Below are 17070 nucleotides of genomic sequence, written 5' to 3' on the forward strand. Positions count from 1 at the left end.
GGCGGGTGACCCGCCAATCGGACCTGCGTGCGTTCCTCCGTTCGCTCGACACGGAGACGCTGGCCGATCTGCTCTGCGAACAGGCCGAGCGCGACCCCGAGCTACGGAGGCGGCTGCAGGCACGCGCCGACGGCGCGCGCCACGGGGAGCTCGCCGCGGTGAGCAACCTCCTCGAGGACGCGGTCCGCGCGAGCGAATCCGTGCAGGTCACCTCCGTGCTCGACACCCTGCAACGGCTGCTCGACGCAGGCACCCAGGCCGACGTCGCCCCGCTGGCCCGCCGAACCGTCGACAAGATCACCTCGGCGTTCGCGGGCAGCGACGAGCAGGCCGGGGTGGTCGGCGACCAGCTCGACCGCGCCGTGTCGCTCTACGCCCGCGCCTGCGCCGCCCACCCGCCGAAGCCACGCGAACTCGCCGACTGGATCCTGCGCGTCGCGTTCGACCGTCCGGGATGGCCCGGCATCTCGCTCGTCGAGTTCGCGCAGCCACTGGGAGACAAGGGACTCGCGAGAGTGAAGTCCGTTGTGGACGATGTGCTGGCGGAGCCGGACTCCGGGCAGGACCCGGTGCGCAGGCGCACCGCCCAACGGTTGAACCAGGAGCACGCCGAGGTCACCGGCGACGTCGACACGGTGGTGCGCATGCTGTCGGAGCAGCTGCCCCGGCGCGACGTCAGCCTCAAGATCGTGCGGGTGCTGCGTGCGGCGGGCAGGCACGCCGAGGCGATCGCCTACGCCGCCAAGGCGCTCGGCACCGGCAACGGCGCGACGCGCGGCCAGGTCGTGGCCACGCTGGAGGCCGAGCACGCCGCCGCTGCCGCCGCGGTGGAGGAGCCCGCCCCCGAGCCCCGTGCCCCCGAGCCCGCCGAGACGGTGTCCGGGGCAGCGGTTCCGAAGCAGCCAGAACCGGGGCAGCCAGAACCGGAGCCCGTCGGCGAACCCGCCGAACAGGCCGGGACCGTGCGCGCACTGCTGGCCGAGGACCGGGCCGACGAAGCCTGGAAGGCCGCCGCCGACGTGCCGCCCGCCGACGTGGTGCCCGTGTACCGCGACCACATCGAAGCCCTCGTCGCCCAGCGGGAGGCGCAGTCCTATGTGAAGGCGGCAGCCGCGCTGCGCAGGTTGCGCATCCTGCACCGGCGGGCGGGCAGCCCCGACGAGTTCACCGCGTACCTGGGCGAACTGGTCGAGACCCACCGGCGGAAGACGAGGCTCGTCGAGGAGATCCGCAAGGCACGTATCGCCGTGCCGAAGGCCGTCCGGCGGTAGCGGCCGGATCGGTGCCGGTCATACCGTGTCGGTACGCAGTGGCGGTGTCTCCGGAACATCCGGCTTCCGCTTGCGTCCGCTGTTGCGCGCGTCGTCGAAGTCGAGGACGAAGGCACCGCAGGCCATCGCGAACAGCACGGCGATACCGAGTATCGCGCCGACCCAGGTCAGGATGATCGATAGCATCGTGTGCCTCCCCCCTGTCCAGGGTTCTGGTTCCTTCAACAAGGGTCACCGCGCACGCGGCGTTCTGCTATCGGCCAACCGGTTACTGCTCGGCGTCGCGGATCGGCCGATCGGACGAGACGCGGCCCGCATTCGTCACCGAGGGGCACGGTCCACGATGGCGTCGACGAAGGCCGTGCCGTCCAGCAGCACGGCATCGTTGTGGCCGGCACCCTCCACGGCGACCGTCCGCGCGTTCCCGGCGCGTGCGACGGCGAGGCTCTGCTCCGGCGGGACGATCCCGTCCTCGGTGCCGTAGACGACCGTCGTGGGTGTGTTCGTGCCGGAGACATGGTTCACCACGGGAAACCGGTCCCACAACAGCAGGCGCGCGGGCAGGAACGGGTAGTGCCGCTGCGCGACGGCGGCGAGCTCGGTGAACGGGGAGCGCAGGACCAGACCAGCGGGCGGATGGTGCGTGGCCAGCTCGGCCACCACGGCGCAGCCGAGGCTCTCGCCCGCGTAGAGCAGGTTCCGCTGTGGCACGCCGGCCCTGTGCACCAGGAACTCCCTGGCCGCGCGGACGTCGCGCAGCAGCCCCTCCTCGGTGGGCGAGCCGGGATTGCCGCCGTAGCCGCGATAGTCGAGCAGCAGCACGGAAAGACCGCGTGCGGTGAGCGCTCGCGCCAGCGGCGCCCGCAACGCCCGGTTACCGGCGTTGCCGGGCGCGACGAGCACGGTCGCCCTGGCGTCGTCCACGGGGAAGTACCACGCGCCGAGCCGCAGCCCGTCGGACGTGTGCAGCGTGACGTCCCGTCCGCCGGGCAGGGCGTCGGCGGCGGGCGGGAGCGGGCCGCCCTCCGGCAGGTAGATGAGCTTGCGCTGGAACGCGAACAGGCCGCCGAACACCACGGCAACGATGGTGACCACCACCGCGAGCCACAGCAACACCCTGCGCCGCACGCCGTCACTCCCGGCGCAGCGGGCGGATGCCGTAGGCGCGCGCGACCTCCTCCACCGGAGCCGGCACCGCCCCGCCCTCGCCGGCGACCGAGAGCACCGCGGACGCGGCCGAGGTGACCCGGTGCAGCAGTGCGGGAGAGCGTGTTCTCCTCGCCTGCGCGGCGGCCTCCACCACAAGCTTCGCCGCCTCCGGCAGGCGGCCCAGTCGCACCAGCACGGTCGCGAGGCCGGCGCCAGCCCGCAGGGCCACCAGCGTGGCACCCGCCGACCGGGCGCGCGTCCGGGCCTCGTGCAGCGCGTCGGCGCCCGCGACGACGTCACGCACCGCCAGCGCCTCGGCCTCCGCGTAGCGGGCGAACGCCGCGTGCTGCGGTGCCCGCGCCTGCTCGGCGAGCAGGCGGGCCGTCGCCGCCGCACCCAGCGCGCCGTCCAGGTCGCCACCGGTGATGGACAGCAATGCCAGCTCGGCGTGTGCCTCGGCCTGCCACGCGGGGGAGATTCCGTCCAGGGCCAGCATCTTCCGGCAGGTGGCCAGCGCGCGTGCCTGCTCGCCTGCCTCGGCGTGCACGACGGCCTGCGTGTGCAGTGCGAGGTAGTGCTCCGCGGCCGTCGTGGCGCGGGCACGTGCCCGCTCGGCCAGCGCGAGGGCGTCGATGATGCGTCCGAAGTGGAACGCTGCCCTGGCGGCGGAGCCCAGTGCCAGGGAATGCTCGGCCACGTCGGCTGCGCCGGAAAGCCCCAGTCGCAGCCGCCACGTCAGCACGTCCACATCGGACGCGTAGTGGGGCAGCAGGCCGAGCCTGCCGGAAAGCTCCGCGGCCAGCGCGGGATCCTCGGCACAGGACCAGCGCAGCGCGGCGGCGACGTCCCGGCGGAGCTGCCCTGCCCGCCCGGGCTCGGCCATGATCGTGTCGAGCACCCAGCGCGCGTGCTGCTCGCGCAGCTTCTGCTCCGACGCCGAATGCGAGAGCACGCGTTCCGCGAACTGGTGGACGAACTCGGGCATCCGGTAGCCGGATTCGTCCACAGTGAGCAGTCCGGCGGTGGCGAGCTGGGCGGTGCCGTCCGGTGACCCGGTCACCGCACCGGCGGCGGAGGCATCGAACCAGCCGGGAAACACCGCGAGCGCGGCGACAAGGTCCCGCCCCGGCGGGGGCAGCGACTCGAACGCCCAGCCGACGACGTCCTTCGGCAGGTGCGCGATCGCGCCGAGGCCGCCTGCCGCGGCGTGTGCGGCGGCCACCTCCACCGTGAGCGGCAGGCGTTCGGCGGCGTTGAGCACGTAGCGCACCGCCGCGGCGTCCCTCGGGCCCAGGGTCAGCTCGGGCGTGCGGGCGCGGACCCGGTCCAGGAACAGCTCCTCCGCTCCGGCGGCGTCGAGCGGTACCACGGGAAACGCCCGCTCGGCGCCGAGCCCGAGACGCACCCTGCTGGTGGCGAGCACGGTGAGTCCGGGGCAGGCCGCCGTCAACCGCTTGGCGAGGGCCCGCACGGCCGTCAGCACGTGCTCGCAGCCGTCGAGCACCAGCAGCGCCCGCTCGGCGGCGAGCGCCTCGGCGAGGGCGGCGGTCACGTCGTCGCCGGTGCCGTAGGCGTGCACGCCGAGCGCGGCGGCGGCCCGCGTCGCCACCTCGCCGGGCTCCGCCGTGGCCAGCTCCGCGATGCCCGCAGGGAGGTCCACCGTGGGCAGCAGCTCCCTGGCCAGCCGGGTCTTGCCCGACCCGCCCGGCCCGATGAGGCTGATCAGGCGGTCGCGTTCGACCAGCGTCGCCAGGCGCCGCAGTTCGTCGTCCCTGCCGACGAACGTCGTGCCGGACGGGCGGGGCCGTGGCCGGGCGGGCTCGGGTGCCTGCCCCGCGATCCGCCGGTACACGGCGCCGCACTCGAGCGACGGCGGCACTCCGAGCGCCGTGGCGAGCCGCGTGCGCAGCAGCTCGTACTGCGCCAGCGCCTCGGCCGTCCGGCCGCAGGAGTGCAGCGCCCACATGGTCAGTGCGCACATGCGCTCGCGCAGGGGGTTGGCCGCGAACGCCTCCAGCAGTCGCGTGGCGGCGGCCTCGTGGCGGCCCAGCCGCAGCTCGTGCTCGGCGAGGTCCTCGACCGCCCGCGTGCCCAGCTCGGTGAGCCTGCGCGCCCGCGGATGGTCCAGCCCGGCGCGGCGCAGCTCCGGCAGGGCGGGGCCCCGCCACAGCGCCAGCGCGCGCACGAGCAGCCGGACCGCCCGCTGCGGGCTCGCGGCGCGCGCCTGCCCGACCAGCCGTTCGAAGCGGGTGGCGTCCACGCGACCGGGATCCACCCGCAGCACGTAGCCGTGTTCGGTCCAGCCGACCTCGGCCTCCGGGGCGAGCACGCTGCGCAGCCGCGACAGGCGGGTCTCCAGCGAGTCCCTCGGGTTCGCCGGCGGCGTGTCACCCCAGACCGCGGCCACGAGCTCCGCCTCACCGACCGGCTCGTTGGCGTGCGCCGCCAGCGCGGCGAGCAGCGTGCGCAGGTGCCCGTCCCGCACGAGGTCCCCGGCGCCGCGCCGGTGGACACCCGCCGGGCCGAGCACGCGCACGACGAAGCCGCTCAGCCGGTGACTCACGTGGGACATCATCGCCCGAAACGGCTGGATATCCACCCCCCGCCGGGGTCGGTTCCGCCACGGTCGGACCGGTCGGCCGTCAGAGCTTGCGCAGGCGGACCCTGTTGATCGAGTGGTCGGCGTCCTTGCGCAGCACCAGCGTGGCCCGGGGCCGGGTCGGCCGGATGTTCTCGATCAGGTTCGGTTCGTTGATCGTCTTCCACAGGTGCCTTGCCTCGGCGCGGGCCTCGTCGTCGGGCAGGCTCGCGAAGTGGTGGAAGTGCGAGGTCGGATCGGCGAAGGCCGTGTGCCGCAGCTCCAGGAACCGGTCGATGTACCACTGCTCGATGTCGGCGGTGTGCGCGTCGACGTAGATGGAGAAGTCGAACAGGTCCGACACGGTGAGCCGGGGTCCCGGCTGCAGCACGTTCAGCCCCTCCAGGATGAGGATGTCGGGCCTGCGCACCACCTGCTCCCTTCCGGGAAGGATGTCGTAGGCCAGGTGCGAGTAGACCGGCGCCCGCACCTCGTCGGCGCCGGACTTGACCTCGGTGACGAAGCGCAGCAGCGCCCTGCGGTCGTAGCTCTCCGGAAAGCCCTTCCGGTGCATGATGCCCCTGCGCACCAGCTCCGCCCTGGGATGCAGGAAGCCGTCCGTGGTCACCAGATCCACCCTGGGGTGGTCGGGCCAGCGGGCCAGCAGGGTGCGCAGGATGCGTGCCGTTGTCGACTTGCCGACCGCGACGCTGCCCGCGACGCCGATGATGAAGGGCACCTTCGTGCCGTGGGTGTCCTCGCCGAGGAACGTCGTGGTCGCCTCGTACAGGCGCTGCCTGGCCGCGACCTGCAGGTTGATGAGCCGCGACAGCGGCAGGTAGACCTCCGCCACCTCGGTCAGGTCGATCTGCTCGCCGAGCCCTCTCAGTCGCACCAGCTCATCGGCGGTCAGCGGCAACGGGGTCGAGCGGCGCAGTTCCCGCCACTGATCGCGCTGCAACTCGACGTAGGGGCTCAGCTCACGGATCCGTGGCATTCGCTCACTCCTCGCCCGTCGATGGGCCGGCACCGTATGTGTGCTTGACGCGCATTCCGCGTTCTTAACGGTAGGGCTTACGGAGAGAAAACGGGCTGTGACGTTCTCCACCGTGCTAGCGTCCGCGGCGATCCGATCCGGCCGATGTGGGGGAGTCATGACCGCGCCCGATCCGAGGAAACTCGCCGACGACCTGACCGCCTGGGCCGAGGGCCTGCAGCGGCAGGCGCAACGGTATGGCGAACTGCAGGAGGAACTCGATCGCACCACCGCGAGCGCGGAGTCACCCGACGGCATGGTCCGCGTCACAGTGGACTCCACCGGCGTGCCCACCGAGCTGACGATCACCGAGCGTGGCCGGGGGGCGGAGCCCCGCGACCTGTCTGCTGCGCTGCTGGCCACGATGCGGCGAGCGCAGGCGCAGCTGCGCGACCGCGTGTCCGAGCTCACCGCGGCCACGGTGGGTGACGACGCGCCGGGCAACGAGATCGTCGGCCAGTACCGCGCGCGCTTCCCCGACCCGGTCGAGCAGGCCGCACCCGAGCCGCCCACGCTCGACGTCGGCGCCATCGAGGACGACACCGGGTCGAAGCCCGCCGAGGAACCCCGGCCGCCTCGTTCGCGTCCGAACCGCGGCAACCAGGACGGAGACGACGGTGACGACGGCGACGACTACTTCGGCGGCTCCGTACTCCGCTGAGCATCGAGGGGGGCAGTGATGACGGCACCGGGACTGCACGTCGATCCGGAGAGGCTCCGGCAGCACGCGGGCACCGTGGGCGACGTTCGCGGGCGGGTCGCCGAGGCGGCCGACGCCGGAGCGCACGTCGCGGCACTCGACGACGCCTACGGCTGGCTGTGCCAGGCACTGGGCCTGCCCGAGATGCTGCGCGGTCCGCAGGAACGGGTCACCGCGATGATCCGGAGGGCGAGCGAGCAGCTCGAACAGGACCGCCAGAAGCTCGGCGACGCCGCCGCCAAGTACGACGAGGCCGAGGCACAGGCGCTGGCGGTGCTGAGGAAGCTCGCCGAGGAGCTGGCCAGGGCCGCCGCGACGATCCCGCGCCCGGGAGGCAACTGATGTCGATCATCGGAGACGACCCGTCGACCGACAACGAGCTGGTCGACAGCAAGACCGACGCGCGCAACCAGTACGACATGCTGCGCAGCGACGCAAGCGCCGCCGCCGGGCTCGCGCTCGTCGCGAGCACCCTCAGCCCCGCCATGCTCGCGGTGACCGTCCCGGTGGGAGCCGCCACCGGCCAGTTCGACAACATGGGCAGCGGCACCGAGCTGGCGCAGGGCACGTCGGTGGCCACCGTGATCGACGCCGCCAACCAGATCAAGAGCGGCGACTGGGCGTCGGTCGTCGCCAGCGGGGCCGCGCTCGGTGCCGACGCGCTGGGCGCCGTCGCCGACCCGATCGGCGCCGTCGCCGGCCAGCTCATCGGCTGGATGCTCGAGCACGTCGAGCCGCTGCGGATGGTGCTGCATCAGCTCAGCGGCAACCCGGACATGGTCCAGGGCTACGCCGACACCTGGACCAACATCGCGGACCGGACCGCGGGCGAGGGTGAGCACTACCTGGACCGCATTCCCGCCGAGACGGGCGACTGGGTGGGCCCCGGCGGCGACGCCTACCGGAAGAGCGCGGTGAGCACCATCCAGCTGTGCGCCGGCGCCGCGCAGGGTGCGGAGGCGGTGGCCGCCGCGGCGGCGAAGATGAAGGACGTCGTGGCCTCGGTGCGAGCCGCGGTGCGCGACATCCTCGCCGACCTGGCCGGTGCGCTGGTCAGCGCCGCGATCCAGGCGGCGACGGTGGTGCTCGCGCCCGGTGCGGTGAAGACGATCCTCACCAGGATCGCCACCGCGGGCATCAAGATCGCGGGCTGGGTCACGACATTGACGGTGGTGATCACCCGCCTCGCCGGTGTCGTCACCGATCTCGTGCAGGCGCTGGACGAGCTGGAGCGGGCCGAGCAGGGCGGCTAGCGAGCCGCCCAGCCTCCCTGCCCGGCCAGGCGCAGCCGCAGGTCGAGCAGGTGGGCGAGCGTGGGCGCGTCCTCCACGGCGAGAACGACCTCGCCCCGCACCGTGCCCACCGCGACCGCCGGGCCCGCCGGCACCGGCACGCCGTCGGCGATCAGCGGCGCCCCGGGCCCGCCGACCTCCACCACGCGCACGCCGGTGATCTCGGCCAGCGGCACGCTGCCCCGCACCAGCGCCGCGGGAAGGCCGTAGAGGCCGCGCGGTTTCAGGTGCCAGTGCAGCGCGTGCACGTCGGCGGTCACGCTGCCGAACAGGCGCGGCGGGTGCATCCGCAGGTCCCACTGCAGCGGCAGGCTGGTGGCGGCGGGGGCCGCGCCCTCAGGGGAGAACAGCACCCGCCGAGCCCGGTGTGCCGCCACCGTGCCGCCCGCGATGGCCAACGTGGCCAGCGCCGGGCACACCGCGGCCACCACGCCGCCCGCCACCGCCGACGGCAGCGCCACCCCGCACAGCTGAACACACCCCAGCGCGCCCACCCGCACGCCCCAGAACCGCGGGCGCACGAGGTAGCGCCGGGCCAGCACGAACCACGCCAGGTAGCAGGCGGGCGGGACGACGAGCAGCACCGCGAAGCCGGTCACCGGCGCGTCGGCGACGGCGAGCGCGATCGCCATCGCCGCGACGACCACGGCCTGCACCAGGACGAACGCCACCAGCAGCAGGGGACTGGCCACCTGCCAGCGGCGGGCGAACTCGCCCTGCCACGACGGGTGCACGGCGAACGGCGGGGTCGGCGACATGGCCCGACCCTAGCGACAGCGCGGGCCCGTCAGCGCCCGGCGAAGACCTCGTCCCACGCGGCGGCGACCTGCCGGGCACACACCTCGGGCGGAACGCCACCGACACCGGTGCCCAGGCCCGGCATCGCGATCGTCTCCACCACCGAGCGCACCTCGATGCCGTGCTCGAGCCGGTCGTCCCGCCACAGCTGGAACACCGCCTTGGCGGCGAGGTACGGGTGCACGGTGTCCGCGGGCAGCCGCTCGCCGGGCTCACGCATGGTGGGCGCGCTGATGAGCCACTCGGGCTCCCGTTCGCCGGTCGGCACCACCACGGCCTCCCCGATGGGGACCTCACCACCGTGGTAGGCGAGCACAGCGCTGCGCACCTGCTGCTCGACACCGGGGAACGCCCTGGCGTAGATCGCGTCGATGCCGCCGCGCATCCAGCCGAAGGAGTTCGCGGGACTCACCACCGCCTGTGCCGCGACGTCGAGCACCGAACCCTGGTGGACGCGAATCGGGCCGGACACCGTGTCGCGGACCGATTTCCAGGCCTCGGCGAGGGAGTCGTCGAGCGCGCACAGCACCAGTTCCGGTACCCGGTACGGCCCGTCCGAGGCCGCCGAGTCGTTCTTGATGTCCGTGCCTGATTCGGCGGTCACGCCTACAGCATGACAAAAAATGCCACGCGTGGTAACCGCCCGTGCTACCGGCTATGCGAGTGAAAGTGCTCTCACCGTAGCCTGACCTGGTGTCTCGCATCGCCTATTTCGGACCGCGCGGAACTTTCACCGAGCAGGCCGCCCGGGAGCTGGCCCCCGGTGACGACCTGATGCCGGTCGAGACGATCTGGGCCGCGCTCGCCGCCGTGCGCAAGGGAGAGGCCGACGCGGCCTGCGTGCCCGTGGAGAACTCCGTGGAGGGCCCGGTGGCCGCGACCCTCGACGGCCTGGCCGAGGAGGCGCCGCTGGTCGCCGTCGCCGAGGCGCTGCTCCCGGTGCACTTCACCGTGCTGGCCAGGCGGGACGCCGATCAGGTGCGCACCGTGGCGAGCCATCCGCACGCGCTGGCCCAGGTCCGGCACTGGCTGGAGCGCAACCTGCCCGGTGCCGAGCACGTGGTCGCCTCGTCGACGGCCGCCGCCGCCGTGGCCGTGCAGCGCGGCGAGTACGACGCCGCGGTCACCGCGCCGGTGGCCGTCGAGCACTACCCGCTGCGCGTGCTCGCCGCCGGTGTCGCCGACGTGCCCGACGCGCGGACGCGGTTCCTGCTGCTCCGGCCGCCCGGCCCGCTGCCCGAGCCGAGCGGCGCCGACCGCACGTCGATCGTGGCGGCCGCGGCCAACCGCACCGGTGCCCTCGCGGAGCTGCTGACCGAGCTGGCGATGCGCGGCATCAACCTGACGCGGCTCGACGCGCGGCCCATCAAGGGAAACTTCGGCCTGTACCGGTTCTTCATCGACTTCGAGGGCCACGTCGCCGAGCCGCGGATCGGCGACGCCCTTGCCGCGCTGCGCAGGCGGTGCAACAACGTGCGCTTCCTCGGCTCGCACCGGCGTGCCGACGAGGTGGCGCCGACGATCGGCACCGGCGCGGGCAACGAGGACTTCGTGAAGGCCGTTGACTGGGTGGCAGCCGTGAGACGAGGGGAGCAGGCGTGAAGCTGTACCTGGTGAGGCACGCGCAGAGCGAGGCCAACGTGCGGAGGGTGCTGAACACGGCCATGCCGGGCCCGCCGCTGACCGACCTCGGCCACGAGCAGGCGCACGCGCTGGCCGAGCGGTTGCGGGACGAGCCGGTGGCGGCCGTCTACGCGTCGGAGGCCACCCGTGCGCAGCAGACGGCGACGCCGCTGGCCCGCAGCCTGTCCCTGGACGTGCAAGTGGTGGCCGGTATCCAGGAGGTGTTCGTCGGCGACCTGGAGGACAGGGGCGACGAGGAGGCCATCGAGACCTACTTCAAGGTCGTCCACCCCTGGACGCAGGGCGACCTGAGCGTGTCGATGCCGGGCGGCGAGAGCGGCAGGCAGGTGCACGACCGGTTCGTCACCGCCATCGGCGACCTGCACGCCAAGCACGCCGGGCAGCACGACGACCAGGTGATCGTCGTCGTCAGCCACGGCGGCGTGATCCGCCTCGGCGCCGAATGGGTGTCCGACAACGTCAGCCCCGAGGTCGCCGACAAGGGCCTGCTGCCGAACACGGGGATCGTGCGCCTCGACGCCCGGCCCGGCGGCGGCTGGCGCTGCCTCGACTGGGCAGGCATGGCGATGGACTGAAGCTCCCCAATGCCACATTCGTAGCGTTGGATTTCCCCAATGCGGCATTCGTTGCGTTGAGCGCCACCAATGCCGCATTGGGGAGCTTTGGTCAGGCTCCGGGTGCTCCGGGGCGCAGGTGCTTCGTCGGCCACGCCTCCAGCCGGTAGGCGCTGTCCCAGAACATCCACTCGTACTCGCACGCACGGGTGAACGCGGCCAGCATGCGTTCGCGCGTCGCGTCGTCGGCGGCCGCCGCGGCACGGTCGACGGCCGTCCGGCACGTGGCCACCGCCTGCGCGAACTCGTCGTCGGCGTAGGTGTCGATCCACGCCCGGTACGGGTTGCCGTCGCCGGCCTCGTCGCCACCGCCGTCCTGCCTGCCGAGGATGTCGACGCCGACGTGGTGGTACACCCAGAAGCACGGCAGCAGCGCCGCGATCAGCTCGGGGTAGCCCTCGGTCTGCGCCACGGCCAGCAGGTACGACGTGTAGCCCAGGCAGGTCGGCGACGTCTCGATGGCCGCGAGGTCGGCCTCGCTCAGCCCGAACCGCGCGAAGTAGCCCTCGTGCAACGCGCGCTCGACCACGACCGCCTCCCTGGCGGCCCCGGCGAAGAACGAAAGATCACCCGGTTCGGGGGCTCTGGCGGCCGCGACGGCCAGTGCGCGGCCGAATCCGACGAGGTAGCGCGCGTCCTGGGCCAGGTAGAACTGGAACCGTTCGCGCGAAAGGGAGCCGTCCGCGAGCTCCTCGTTGAACGGGTGCTCCAGCATCGCCTGTTGTAGCTTCACGGTGTGTTGCCACGCCTGGTCACAAAATCCCGACATATCCTCCGGCTTTCATGTTGGAAATACACGCAACCCTCCGTGTGCGGCGCGCGTCCTCTGGGTAGTCATCCAGCACAGGGAGGCGAGCGATGACCATCATGCGCGTATCCGGGTCGTACTGGGCAACGGCCGCCGTCGGCGCGGCCCTGACACTGGCGCTGGCCGGCTGCGGCCAGGGCACCGAGAACGCGGCGCAGACCGCGGGGGATTCCGGTAGCTCCACCACCTCCGAGACCACACAGTCCTCCTCGCCGGCGCCCTCGAGCCCGGCCGCCACGTCCCCCGCGCCGTCCGGCGACGCGGGCGGCGCCACCGCGAAGCAGCAGGCCCCTGGACAGGGCTCCGCCGAGTGCACCACCGGCCACCTCAAACTGTCGCTCGGCCAGGGCAGCGGCGCCGCGGGCACCTACTACGCGCCCCTGCGCTTCACCAACATCAGCAAGGAGCCCTGCGTGATCCGGGGCTACCCCGGCGTGTCGTACGTGGCGGGCGACGACGGCCACCAGGTCGGCCCCGCCGCCTACCGCGAGGGCACGAAGGGCGCCGCCGTGACACTCGCGCCGGGGCAGGTCGCGCACGCCACGGTCGGGTTCGTGCAGGTGCACAACTACGACCCCGCGGCGTGCAAGCCAACGCCGGTGCGGGGCCTGCGGGTGTACCCGCCGCACGAGACCGACTCGATGTTCGTGCGCCTTTCCACCGCGCGGGACGGCTGCGCGAGCAACGACATCCCCGGCCACCAGCTCACCGTGCAGACCGTCGCGCCGGGTCCCGGAGGGCGCGGCTGACGTGCGTTCCTAGGCCTGCTGCTCGGGCTGCCCGGGTGTCTCGGAGGGTTCCGGCACCGCGCGTACCGCGGCGAACGCCGCCACGGCGAGTCCGAGCAGCAGCAGGCCGGAGATCCCGAACGTCGTGCTCGGGCTGTCCAGGATGTCGGTGAGCACGCCGCCCAGCAGCGCGCCGACCGGGATCGAGCCCCAGACGACCGTCCGCCACACGCCGAGCACGCGGCCGAGCAGGGCCTCGGGCACGAGCAGGTGCCGGGCGGTCGCGAGCATGACGTTCACGGCCACCACTGCGGCGGCGAACAACCCGAACAGCAGCGCCGAGAGCACCGGCACCGAGCTCAGCCCCATCCCGCCGAAGCCGAGCCCCGCGGTCGCGATGCCGCCCGCCAGGACGGTCCTCCTGCCGAGCCTGTTGAGCAGCCGCGACGCGACCGCCGCGCCGGCGAGCCCCCCGATCCCGCCGACGAACGCGAAGACGCCGAACGCCGCGGGGTCGAGCCGCAGGTCGTCCAGCGCGTAGAGCACGAGCTGCGCCTGCGCCAGCTCGCTGAGCAGGCTGAACGACCCGGCCACCACCACCAGCCGCAGCAGGAGGCTGCTGCGGCGCAGCCAGCGCAGCCCGTCGGACACGTCCGCCCGCAGCGTCGCCCTCGGCCGGTCGCCGTTGCCGGGCCGGTAGCTGCCCGCCATCGCCGCGAGCAGCGCCGCCCCCACCGCGAACGCCACCGAGTTGAGCAGGAAAGGCAGCGCCGCGAACAGGGCGAAGGTGAGGCTTCCGACCGGGCCGCCGAGGAACGTCTGGCCGACGATCTCGGTGGCCTGCAGCTTGCTGTTGGCACCGGCGAGCCGCTCGCGGCGCACCACCGAGGGGATCAGCACGTTGGCGGCGCTGTCGGCCACCGTCTCCGCCGTCCCGACCAGCAGCGCGGCCAGGTACACCAGCCAGATCGACACGGCGTCGAAGGCCACGAGCGCCGCCATCGCCCCGATCGTCAGTGCCCTCGCCGTGTTGGCGAGCACGATCGCGCGGCGCCGGTCGACGCGGTCCAGCAGCACTCCGGTGACCAGCGCGAACAGCAGCCACGGCACGAACTGGGCCGCGGAGAGCCCCGCGATCAGTACCGGATCCCGCGTGACCGTGGCCGCGAGCAGCGGGAACGCCACCTTGCCGATGCCGTCGCCCAGATTGGCCGCCGCGCTGGAACTGAGCAGCCAGTTCAGCCGGCGATCCGGACTATCGAGCATCGGCGCCTGCGTACGGCGCGAGCGGTGGCTCGGCGGGCACCCGCGGGTACAGGGCCAGCTGCGTCGCGGCCGTCGTCGCCAGCCGCGCCTCGTTGGCCGGGAAGCGGACGGGGTCGACGTACGGCATGAGCTGGCGGGCGCACACGTCCCGCCCGACGCGGGCCTGATCGGCAGGCCCGTCGTGGTTCAGCGCGTCGGCGGCGAGCGCGTAGGACACCGCGTCGTAGGTGCCGACGGCGAGGTGCTCGGCGGGCCGCAGCGGGCAGAGGTCCTGCACCGCGATGTTGGAGATCGTCCCCGCGCCGGTGCGCAGGGACGAGCTGCCGCGCTCGTCCCAGTTCGGCGCCACGACCTCGTCGAGGCGCGTGTAGACCACGGTGTAGTCGATGCCCTGCCACGTCTCCGGTCCGGAGTTCAGCGCGCGCAGGAACGCCGAGTTCCTGCGCTGCTGCCAGAACGAGGGCGCGCAGCCGGGCGGGCAGATGGTGTTCGCCACGATGGTGCCGTGGTTGGACGGCGCCAGCCCCACGAGGTCATCCACCATGCTCCGGGTGTCCGGCCAGTACTTCAGTGCCCAGCGCGGCACCATGCCGCCCTGGCTGTGGCCCACGATGTCGACGGCACGGCCGCTCGCGGCGTGCACGGTGCGGATGGCGTGCACCACGTACTCGGCGGCGACCTGGATGTCGGCCATGCCGTTGTCCGGCAGCGTCACCGTGCAGTACGGCACGCCCTGCGCCCGCAGCGCGGGTACGTAGTTCCAGGAGAACTCCCGCGGAGTCAGCGTGGTGCCCGGCACGAGCAGCACGGGGTCCCTTCCCGCGTCCGCGACGCCGGGGGAGCAGCCGAGCGCCGCCGCGAGGCGATCCGGTGGCACCCGCAGTGGCGGTCCCTCACTGGCGTCCGCCGGTGGGGCGAGGACGATCGAGCAGGCCAGAGCAAGGAGGAGCACCGCGAACCGCGACATGCTCTGGAGCAGATCGTGCCCGTTGCGCCACCGCAAGGTTCGTGACTCGTCTGGGTTAATCCTTCTTTCGGGACCGGCGTTCACGGCATCAGGCCCAGCCGAGTTCGTGCAGCCTCGCGTCGTCGATGCCGAAGTGGTGGGCGATCTCGTGCACGACGGTCACCAGGACCTCCTCCACCACGTCGTCCTCGGTGTCGCACAGGGCGAGGATCGGCTGCCGGTAGATCGAGATCCGGTCGGGCAGCACGCCGCCGTAGTCGTGGCCGCGCTCGGTGAGCGCGACACCGTGGTAGAGCCCGAGGATGTCGGGCTCCTCCTCGTTGTGTTCCTCGACGAGCACCACCACGTTGTCCATCGCGGAGGCGAACTCGGCGGGCACCTCGTCCAGCGCCTCGGCGACGAGTTCCTCGAAACGGGGCAGCGACATCTCCACGGCCATCGCCCTCACCCGCCGTCCTGGTTCTGCTGGGGCAGCTGCTCGCCCTGGCCGGGGCCGTTCTGGTTCTCGCCGCCCCGGCCGCCCCCGTTGCGGTCGCCGCCGTCCTGGCTGTCCCCGTTGTCACCGGCGTCGCCGTTGCCGCGGTCGCCGGCGCCGGAGTCCTTTTCGGGCGGTGCGGCGTCCTTGTGCACGCTTCCCCGCACGGGGGCCAGCCCGCTCTTGTCCTCGAGGGTCGCGGCGACCTTGCAGTTGACCAGCGTCGAGCCCGCCTTCCAGCTGGGCCGCTCGCGCACGTCCCAGGACAGGATCAGGCCCTGTTTGCCGAGGTCGGCGCCGCCGGTGTAGCGCTTGGCGATCGCCGAGCACCGCCGATCCAGCCACGTCTTCTGCTTGTCGGGCGGAGGGAAGCCCTCGAACTCCTCGGCGAGGTCGACCAGGCCGATGATCTCGTAGGAGTGCTCCTGCGAGCACGGCACCGGGTCGCCGACGGTCTTGCCGACGAGGCCGAGGCAGGTGCCCGGCTCCCAGACGTTCGACTGGTTGATCTCGGCGGCCGGCTGCGTCAGCGGCTGCATCTCGCCGCCGGGCGCCACCCACTGCAGCCCGCAGTGGAGCTTGCGGTCGCCCTGGGCCCACTGCTGCCGGTCGGGCCGCAGCACGCCGACCGTCAGCTTGCCGAACGGGTCGAGCGGCTTCTTGAGGTACTCGCCCGCGCTCTGGCCGCACCGCTGCTGGGCGATGGTGCGCCAGGTCTGTTCGTCCGGATGCCTCGCGTTGCGCGGATACTCGTCCGAGATGTTCACCACGCCGACCACCTCGAACAGGTGCTCCGTGGTGCAGGACACCTTCCTGACGTCGCTGGCGTCGGCCTTGTCCCACGTCAGGCAGCTCCCGGGCGGCGAGCTGAACGCGGCCTCCCTGCGGGCCACCGCCAGCTCCTGTGCCTGCCGGGCCCGGTCCTCGGGGGTCTCGAGGCCCCACGAGAAAACCCAGCTCAGCGACATGGCGACCAGGGCGCCGACGAAGACGCCGACCATGAGCACGCGCGCACGCAGCGTGGATCTGGTCAGCGGGAACCGCTCCGGCTCGTCGGACATCAGTCCCATGATGCCTGTTCACATCCGCACGTGCCCGAGGGTCGATAGGGTGAACAGGCGCAGGCCCGCGGTTACGGAGTGCTCGATGACGGAAGACGATCCCACCAACCCTGAACAGCAGCCACCCCAGCGTGGCTCCATGCGGTTTCAGGACCCCGGTTCCACCACCCCGAGGGAGCCGACCCTCGCCGAGCAGCGCGCCCGCCGCAGGGCCATCGCCGAGGAGCGGGAACGCGAGGCCGCCGAGCAGCAGGCCCGGCAGGAGGCCGAGCGCAAGGCCGAGACGCGGCGCAAGGTGCTCATCGGCAGCGGCGTGACGGTGGGGCTCGTCGGCCTCGTCGCGGGCTGGTACCTGGTTGCCGCGCCGGACGAGGTCACCGCCGTCTGCACCGACGCCGACGGCACGGTGGTCGGGAACGAGGACTACTGCGACGAGGACTACGTCCGCAGCCAGGGCGGCTACGTCGGTACCGGCGGCTTCCTGTTCCTGCCGATCCCCGGTGGTGGCTACCAGCAGTACCGCTACAACTACGGCGGCACGGGCACCCCGGGCTCGCAGGTCTCCGGCGGCACCTACACCAAGCCGGCCAACGCGAACATCAGCACGCGCTCCGGCAAGACCGTGCAGCGCGGCGGGTTCGGCATCAGCGGCGGCAGCTTCGGCAAGAGCGGGGGTTCCTAGC

Annotated in this window: 19 protein-coding genes; 8 read left to right on the forward strand and 11 right to left on the reverse strand. The window is 72.8% G+C overall.

The features are described from left to right. Window positions 1–5 precede the first annotated feature (5 nt). Window positions 6–1271 carry a hypothetical protein gene (locus BAY60_RS06395; RefSeq protein ID WP_112279846.1) on the forward strand — a complete coding sequence of 422 codons (1266 nt, stop codon included), beginning with the start codon at window positions 6–8 and terminating at the stop codon, window positions 1269–1271. Window positions 1272–1289: 18 nt separating this feature from the next. On the opposite strand, the gene BAY60_RS37000 is transcribed toward BAY60_RS06395, so the two are convergent. The 4 genes from BAY60_RS37000 to coaA form a co-directional block, all read right to left on the reverse strand. Further along, window positions 1290–1457, reverse strand: a complete 168-nt coding sequence (locus BAY60_RS37000) for a hypothetical protein (RefSeq protein ID WP_170160312.1) — start codon at window positions 1455–1457, stop codon at window positions 1290–1292. A 135-nt stretch (window positions 1458–1592) separates the two neighbouring features. Further along, window positions 1593–2399: an alpha/beta hydrolase gene (locus BAY60_RS06400; protein WP_211330189.1), complete on the reverse strand. Its 807-nt coding sequence runs from the start codon at window positions 2397–2399 to the stop codon at window positions 1593–1595. Between the two features lie 4 nt (window positions 2400–2403). Beyond that, on the reverse strand, window positions 2404–4983 hold the full coding sequence (locus tag BAY60_RS06405; RefSeq protein ID WP_170160313.1) for an AfsR/SARP family transcriptional regulator: 2580 nt from the start codon (window positions 4981–4983) through the stop codon (window positions 2404–2406). A 79-nt stretch (window positions 4984–5062) separates the two neighbouring features. Further along, window positions 5063–5995, reverse strand: coding sequence for a type I pantothenate kinase (gene coaA / locus BAY60_RS06410; protein WP_112279848.1), 933 nt, complete (start codon window positions 5993–5995; stop codon window positions 5063–5065). A gap of 157 nt (window positions 5996–6152) precedes the next feature. On the opposite strand from coaA, the gene BAY60_RS06415 reads away from it, so the two are divergent. Genes BAY60_RS06415 through BAY60_RS06425 form a run of 3 tightly spaced genes read left to right on the forward strand, consistent with a single transcriptional unit; the run spans window position 6153 to window position 7987 of the window. Next, a complete protein-coding gene (locus tag BAY60_RS06415; RefSeq protein WP_112279849.1) occupies window positions 6153–6695 on the forward strand; it encodes a YbaB/EbfC family nucleoid-associated protein in 543 nt (180 codons plus the stop codon). 18 nt (window positions 6696–6713) lie between these two features. Further along, the gene (locus BAY60_RS06420; RefSeq protein WP_112279850.1) at window positions 6714–7076 is read left to right on the forward strand and encodes a type VII secretion target; all 363 of its coding nucleotides are present in this window, start codon (window positions 6714–6716) and stop codon (window positions 7074–7076) included. After that, on the forward strand, window positions 7076–7987 hold the full coding sequence (locus tag BAY60_RS06425) for a hypothetical protein (protein WP_112279851.1): 912 nt from the start codon (window positions 7076–7078) through the stop codon (window positions 7985–7987). Before BAY60_RS06420 ends, BAY60_RS06425 begins: the two co-directional genes overlap by 1 nt. Here the strand turns inward: BAY60_RS06425 and BAY60_RS06430 are convergent. Together BAY60_RS06430 and BAY60_RS06435 are read right to left on the reverse strand one after the other, a co-directional pair. After that, entirely contained in the window at window positions 7984–8784 is an 801-nt protein-coding gene (locus tag BAY60_RS06430) for a hypothetical protein (protein ID WP_112279852.1), read from the reverse strand. The genes BAY60_RS06425 and BAY60_RS06430 overlap by 4 nt on opposite strands. 29 nt (window positions 8785–8813) lie before the next feature. Then, window positions 8814–9428 (reverse strand): macro domain-containing protein, encoded by a 615-nt coding sequence (locus BAY60_RS06435; protein ID WP_112279853.1) that lies wholly within the window; start codon window positions 9426–9428, stop codon window positions 8814–8816. An 89-nt stretch (window positions 9429–9517) separates the two neighbouring features. On the opposite strand from BAY60_RS06435, the gene pheA reads away from it, so the two are divergent. Together pheA and BAY60_RS06445 are read left to right on the forward strand one after the other, a co-directional pair. Beyond that, a complete protein-coding gene (gene pheA / locus BAY60_RS06440; RefSeq protein ID WP_112279854.1) occupies window positions 9518–10426 on the forward strand; it encodes a prephenate dehydratase in 909 nt (302 codons plus the stop codon). After that, window positions 10423–11043: a histidine phosphatase family protein gene (locus BAY60_RS06445; protein ID WP_112279855.1), complete on the forward strand. Its 621-nt coding sequence runs from the start codon at window positions 10423–10425 to the stop codon at window positions 11041–11043. Before pheA ends, BAY60_RS06445 begins: the two co-directional genes overlap by 4 nt. 91 nt (window positions 11044–11134) lie before the next feature. Here the strand turns inward: BAY60_RS06445 and tenA are convergent, their stop codons facing one another. Beyond that, entirely contained in the window at window positions 11135–11815 is a 681-nt protein-coding gene (gene tenA / locus BAY60_RS06450; RefSeq protein WP_245992349.1) for a thiaminase II, read from the reverse strand. A 125-nt stretch (window positions 11816–11940) separates the two neighbouring features. Between tenA and BAY60_RS06455 the strand changes: the two genes are divergently transcribed. After that, complete coding sequence (locus BAY60_RS06455; protein ID WP_112279857.1) at window positions 11941–12639, forward strand: DUF4232 domain-containing protein; 699 nt, start codon at window positions 11941–11943, stop codon at window positions 12637–12639. 9 nt (window positions 12640–12648) lie between these two features. On the opposite strand, the gene BAY60_RS06460 is transcribed toward BAY60_RS06455, so the two are convergent. The 4 genes from BAY60_RS06460 to BAY60_RS06475 all read right to left on the reverse strand — a co-directional run bounded on the left by BAY60_RS06460 (window position 12649) and on the right by BAY60_RS06475 (window position 16387). After that, window positions 12649–13884 (reverse strand): MFS transporter, encoded by a 1236-nt coding sequence (locus BAY60_RS06460; RefSeq protein ID WP_112279858.1) that lies wholly within the window; start codon window positions 13882–13884, stop codon window positions 12649–12651. After that, the gene (locus tag BAY60_RS06465; protein WP_112280760.1) at window positions 13874–14851 is read right to left on the reverse strand and encodes an esterase/lipase family protein; all 978 of its coding nucleotides are present in this window, start codon (window positions 14849–14851) and stop codon (window positions 13874–13876) included. The genes BAY60_RS06460 and BAY60_RS06465 overlap by 11 nt, the downstream gene beginning before the upstream one ends. Window positions 14852–14939: 88 nt before the next feature. Further along, window positions 14940–15290 (reverse strand): metallopeptidase family protein, encoded by a 351-nt coding sequence (locus BAY60_RS06470; protein ID WP_112279859.1) that lies wholly within the window; start codon window positions 15288–15290, stop codon window positions 14940–14942. 5 nt (window positions 15291–15295) lie between these two features. After that, window positions 15296–16387, reverse strand: coding sequence for a septum formation family protein (locus tag BAY60_RS06475; protein WP_245992350.1), 1092 nt, complete (start codon window positions 16385–16387; stop codon window positions 15296–15298). Between the two features lie 85 nt (window positions 16388–16472). Here BAY60_RS06475 and BAY60_RS06480 point away from each other — a divergent pair, with 85 nt between their 5' ends. Next, a complete protein-coding gene (locus tag BAY60_RS06480) occupies window positions 16473–17069 on the forward strand; it encodes a hypothetical protein (protein ID WP_112279861.1) in 597 nt (198 codons plus the stop codon). Window position 17070 lies beyond the last annotated feature (1 nt).

Source organism: Prauserella muralis (assembly GCF_003202285.1).
GTDB lineage: Bacteria > Actinomycetota > Actinomycetes > Mycobacteriales > Pseudonocardiaceae > Prauserella_B > Prauserella_B muralis.